The sequence below is a fragment of the Methylophaga sp. UBA5088 genome (assembly GCF_002414625.1).
Classification (GTDB): domain Bacteria; phylum Pseudomonadota; class Gammaproteobacteria; order Nitrosococcales; family Methylophagaceae; genus Methylophaga; species Methylophaga marina.
Window position 1 is genome coordinate 255 of the sequence record NZ_DIAC01000070.1, and the last position, 5,056, is coordinate 5,310.

At 43.0% G+C, this 5,056-nt stretch carries 4 protein-coding genes, 1 tRNA gene and 1 riboswitch; of the genes, 1 reads left to right on the plus strand and 4 read right to left on the minus strand.

All coding sequences use genetic code 11. The annotated features are described in order from the left end of the window. On the plus strand, window positions 1-1,330 hold a 1,330-nt coding region (locus B4K20_RS08755; protein ID WP_289282606.1), incomplete at its 5' end, for an acetamidase/formamidase family protein. A 102-nt stretch (window positions 1,331-1,432) separates the two neighbouring features. Here B4K20_RS08755 and B4K20_RS08760 read toward each other — a convergent pair. The 4 genes from B4K20_RS08760 to B4K20_RS08775 all read right to left on the minus strand — a co-directional run bounded on the left by B4K20_RS08760 (window position 1,433) and on the right by B4K20_RS08775 (window position 4,578). After that, window positions 1,433-1,726 carry a hypothetical protein gene (locus B4K20_RS08760; protein WP_289282607.1) on the minus strand — a complete coding sequence of 98 codons (294 nt, stop codon included), beginning with the start codon at window positions 1,724-1,726 and terminating at the stop codon, window positions 1,433-1,435. Between the two features lie 54 nt (window positions 1,727-1,780). Continuing rightward, window positions 1,781-3,355 carry a methyl-accepting chemotaxis protein gene (locus tag B4K20_RS08765; RefSeq protein ID WP_289282608.1) on the minus strand — a complete coding sequence of 525 codons (1,575 nt, stop codon included), beginning with the start codon at window positions 3,353-3,355 and terminating at the stop codon, window positions 1,781-1,783. A 373-nt stretch (window positions 3,356-3,728) separates the two neighbouring features. Beyond that, window positions 3,729-3,805, minus strand: a tRNA-Arg gene (locus tag B4K20_RS08770). 155 nt (window positions 3,806-3,960) lie between these two features. Further along, the gene (locus B4K20_RS08775; RefSeq protein ID WP_289282609.1) at window positions 3,961-4,578 is read right to left on the minus strand and encodes a hypothetical protein; all 618 of its coding nucleotides are present in this window, start codon (window positions 4,576-4,578) and stop codon (window positions 3,961-3,963) included. Between the two features lie 17 nt (window positions 4,579-4,595). After that, a riboswitch (cyclic di-GMP riboswitch) is annotated at window positions 4,596-4,682 on the minus strand. Window positions 4,683-5,056: the final 374 nt, after the last annotated feature.

The window sequence follows — 5,056 nt, forward strand, 5'->3', positions numbered from 1 at the left end:
TGCCAGTTCTATTTTTGCCACGCTACTAGGTAGCCCTGCATTTGCTGAAATAAGCTGCGAGTCAGAATCAACTGAAGCGAAACATCACTATATTCCGGCTAACAATAAAACCGTTCATTGGGGCTACTTTAGTAAAAATAAAACGCCACAGGCAGTTGTTCACTCAGGCGATTTTGTCACACTGGAAACCCTGACACATCATGCTAATGATGATGCAGAAAGAATGGTAAAGGGTGACCCTGGCGCTGAGAGCGTTTTCAAATGGGAAAAAAATGATAAAGGTGTGGACAGGCGAGGTGCTGGCCCAATGGATGCATCAATCTATGGTCGTGGTGCTGGTGAAGGGTTTGGTGTCCATGTATTAACTGGCCCCGTCTATGTCTGTGGTGCAGAACCTGGTGATGTTCTTGAAGTACGCATTCTGGATATGTACCCACGTCCTTCTGGTAATCCTAAATATGCTGGCAAAACATATGGTGTTAATGCTGCAGCATGGTGGGGATATCACTACAACGATATGATCGAAGACCCCAAACCGCGTGAAGTCATCACTATTTTTGAGCTTGATGCAACAGGCGAGAAAGACTGGGCAAAAGCCGTCTATAACTATCAATGGGTTCCACAGACTGATCCCAATGGTGTTGTCCATGAAAAAATTGACTACCCCGGTGTTCCCGTTGATCACAGCAAAATCACCAAAAATACAAAAGTACTTGAGAATATTCGTGTCCCAGTCAGATTGCATTTTGGAACAATGGGTGTAGCTCCGGTCGAAACAGATTATGTCGACTCTATTCCACCCGGTTACTTTGGTGGCAACATTGATGACTGGCGTATTGGTAAAGGTGGCACCATGTACTACCCAGTTGCTGTTGAAGGTGCTTTACTCAGTGCAGGCGATCCTCATGCTGCACAAGGTGACTCTGAACTTGCTGGTACTGCCATTGAAACCTCAATGACAGGCGTCGTTCAAGTAATCCTCCATAAACAAAATGAGCTGCAAGAGACGGTTTTGGCTGGTCTGGATTATCCTCTTCTGGAAACAGACACCGAATGGGTTGTTCACGGCTTTAGTTATCCTAACTATCTTGAAGCTCTTGGAGAAAAAGCGCAGAGTGAAATTTACTCAAAATCGTCTATTGATAACGCCATGCGTGATGCTTTTAGAAAAATGCGTCACTTTTTGATGACAGCTAAAGGGCTCAGTGAAGATGAAGCCATTTCACTGATGTCGGTATCTGCTGACTTCGGTATAACGCAAGTTGTTGACGGTAACTGGGGAGTCCATGGCGTTATTGAAAAACGCGTATTTGCTGGCGATACTGACTAAACTGATTGGCTTTATATTTTTCTTAGTCATATAAGCAAAAAAGGGCTATCCACGGGTAGCCTTTTTTAATGAATAATTTAACCAGAGTAAGCAGCAGAAATTTTAAGTTTTATATTGTGACATCAATTCTTTAATTGAAACAGCCAGTCCCTGAAGTTGATGACTAGCTTTAGCTGTCTCTTCTGAATGAGCAGCACTTTTACGTGCGTTGTCCTTGATACTGATGACATTTCGGCTGACCTCTTCAGAAACAGCACTCTGTTGTTCAGCCGCACTTGCTATATCTGTATTAAGAGCATGAATCTTATCTGCAGCAGAAAGAACACCTTCTATGGCCGCAATAGCCGTCGCACTTGACTGAACATTGTGATTAGCATGCTCAATCTGGATCAACATACTTTGAGAGACTTTATCCACATCCTCGTGCAAACGCTGAATCAGTTTTTCAATCTAACCGGTAGAGCTTTGTGTTTTACCTGCCAGCGTTCTTACTTCATCGGCTACGACTGAAAAACCACGACCTGATTCGCCTGCTCTGGCGGCTTCAATAGCCGCATTCAGCGACAATAAGTTTGTCTGCTCACCGATATTGTGAATCACATCTGATACCTGACCGATGTCTGAGCTGGCTTTTTTCAAGGACAACAGGGTCTGTTCTGAGGCTTTTATTTCTTCAGCCTGAGTTTGAAGCGCGTCAGCCATTTCTTTCAAAAACTGTGCAGCTTCTGACGCTTGTTGTTGAACCTGATTAGAGGCCTGCTCGCCCGACATGGTACTTTCAGCCACGCTCTGTGCCGTAGCACTCATCTGATTAACAGCGGTGGCTGCCTGTTCCGTTTCCTCAGCTTGTTCCTTGTTTATCCGCTCCGAGCTCTGAGCAATTTGATGTAATGATTCTGCAGAATTCACCAGCTCTTTAGATTTATCCTCAACAGCGACAATCGTTTTTCTCACCCTCTCAAGCAACTTATCAAAGCCATTAGCCATATGACCAAACTCGTCTTCACTTGTGGAGTTGAATCTTTGGGTCAGATCTCCTTCACCTTCAGTGATTGACATTAGTGTGTTGGTTGTTTGAGCCAGTCGACTGACGACGACACGCTGTAACAGATAATAAACCAAGCCGACGACTGAAAACCCCAATACGGATGAAACCACGAAATATATCAGTGCTTTTTGCCACAGTAATGTGGAAATATCTTCTTCCGAATAGGCCACCACTAACTCATACCCCCAGGGTGCGAATGGTTTATCATAAAGTTGCCAAGTTTCTCCCGGCTCTGTTATCGCATCAGCAATAACAGACTCAACCTGATGAGCCGAGTGTTGTCGAATTTGCTCTTTAGCATCTATCAAAGCGATAAAACCTTGCTCGAGCAACTGACCAGAGGCAATAACTGCATTCACTTCTTCCATGTTGACCTTGTAGCCTACATAGGCAATGCCGACGACTTCATCGAATGCATTTTTCAGTGGTTCATAGCCGGTGAAATAAGGTTCCCCTAGAATATCCACAACACCATAAAAGGGCTTACCCTCTCGGATTTGTGTGATAGCCAGTCCGTTAGGGTCTAGAACAGTACCAACAGCACGTTTACCTTCTTTCTGGACATTGGTGCTTACTCTGACAAAATCATCATTATGTTTACTGAAAATAGTGGCCGTACCGCCATTCAGCTGAGCTACTCTATCAACCAAGCCATAGTTCAAAGCCTGGGGGGAATCGCCAAAACGAATATCATTCACCACCATGTCATTTATTGCCACTGTGCCAGCCTGAGAAACATCTCCTTTACGGCTAATCATATCCAACATGGAGCGCATGCTACTGCTCACCTGATCCAACATCAGATTATTAATGACATTGAGCATCTTCGCTGTGGAATCGGAAAGCTGTTCTGCTTGTTTCGAGAGACGAGTATGAAGAGATTGATTCTCAGAATACGTTAATGCGGCAACGGTAATGATTGCCAGCACTAAAATGGATGAAGCCCGCGCGATAAGAAATTTCTTTTGAATCGACATATTGCTCTCTCTCAGCATGACGATGGCTTGTGCCATTCTATACTGAGTTAGTGATAAAGAGCGTATCGCCAAAGTTTGATTAAACTTTAGATGCCACTGATCACTATATTTATCAATCTATGCTGATAGAGGGACTGATCTCTTGCTGTGTCTTGCAGAAAAACAGAGAGTGCATTCATCACCTGTAAAAAGGGAAAATGAATACCAGTTAGTATGGATAAAAGAGTAAGCCGATAGGTTGAAAGCGAACCACAGATAAATGGTCACTGGCTAATACGCATTTTGAGTGTCCCAAAATTGTCCCAAATGAGTATTTTGAGGATACGACGCTGAAACCAGAGCAATGTAACTCATTGAAAAAATGAAGATTAAATGGCGTCCCCGGCAGGAGTCGAACCTGCGGCCTTCCCCTTAGGAGGGGGACGCTCTATCCATCTGAGCTACGGGGACACTCGCCGGGCATTATAACAGTGATATGCGATAAGCTCGAAAACTGAATATTATTTGCTAATTAATCACCATCAAAATAGCAACTTAAGGATAAAGCTACGAACAAAAAAGCCGTCACAGTGTGACGGCTTTAATTTTTAAATGCTGTGAATGAGCTAAACAGCTAGCTTGGCTCTTCGACGCAAGCCCATAAACCCTAGTAGTGCAGGTGCAAACATAAAAGCGGCGGCAGGGATTGGAACTTCAGACACGCTATTATAAGACATGTCCATGTAACGAACACCATATGGGTCATTATTGTCTCTAAAAGTAAGTCCGGCAAAAGCACCCAAGCCGGAAATAGAGTATTTGTTATACCCTTCCAGCATGCTGATTAATACTGTGTTGATTAAACTGCCATTATTTGAAAACAAATCTACAGTAACGTTGTATCCTGCATTAGAGCTTCCCATCACCCAAGAAAAACTATCGGCATTAAAGTCAAACAAAATCGACAATGGGCCTTGGTTGTTAGAGGGTGAAAGAAGTGAATTGGCAGAATTATAAGAGGCTACACTTATTGTTCCACTTGGTGCTAGTGACAATGAACCTGTAGGGGAACCTGAAATGCCTGACCCAGATGCAGTCTGACCTGTAAAAGTTTGTGAAAAACTTGCCCCATCAGCATCAATTAGGCTTGCAGAGGTAGTCCCACTCAAATCAATGTCGACGGGAGCGGCAAAGATAGGTAAAGAAAAAAATGAGAATATTATTGTAGCGATCATCTTATTCATCGGTGAACTCCTTAAAGGTATGCAACCCAGCCCTGATACCTGTCCTTATAAGCACAGCTGTGGTTTTCCGTCCAAGGCTCACGCCAAGTTTGGCAAAATAAAAGAGAGTGATTTAATCACCTACTTATTTTCACACTAAATTTCTATTAAGAGCTATTGTACTTTGGTACTAATAATAAATTTTGATATTGATTATCAGAGCCAATAATGGATTCCCCGTCCTATCTTTCTCATTGTGGACAGATAAATATTCAATGCTCTATCCAGCTGAGCTACGGGGACACTCGTCGGGCATTATAACAGTGATATGCGATAAGCTCGAAAACTGAATATTATTTGCTAATTAATCACCATCAAATAGCAACTTAAGGATAAAGCTACGAACAAAAAAGCCGCCAGATTATGACGGCTTTAAACATTTTGAAATGCTCTTAATTAGATAGCTGATTTTGCTTTACGACGTAAGCCCATGAAACCT

What these genes read in the sequence shown, in the direction of transcription:
- B4K20_RS08760 (WP_289282607.1), bottom strand. Translation starts at nt 1,726, where the DNA reads ATGTTGATCCAGATTGAGCATGCTAATCACAATGTTCAGTCAAGTGCG.
- B4K20_RS08765 (WP_289282608.1), bottom strand. Translation starts at nt 3,355, where the DNA reads ATGTCGATTCAAAAGAAATTTCTTATCGCGCGGGCTTCATCCATTTTA.
- B4K20_RS08775 (WP_289282609.1), bottom strand. Translation starts at nt 4,578, where the DNA reads ATGAATAAGATGATCGCTACAATAATATTCTCATTTTTTTCTTTACCT.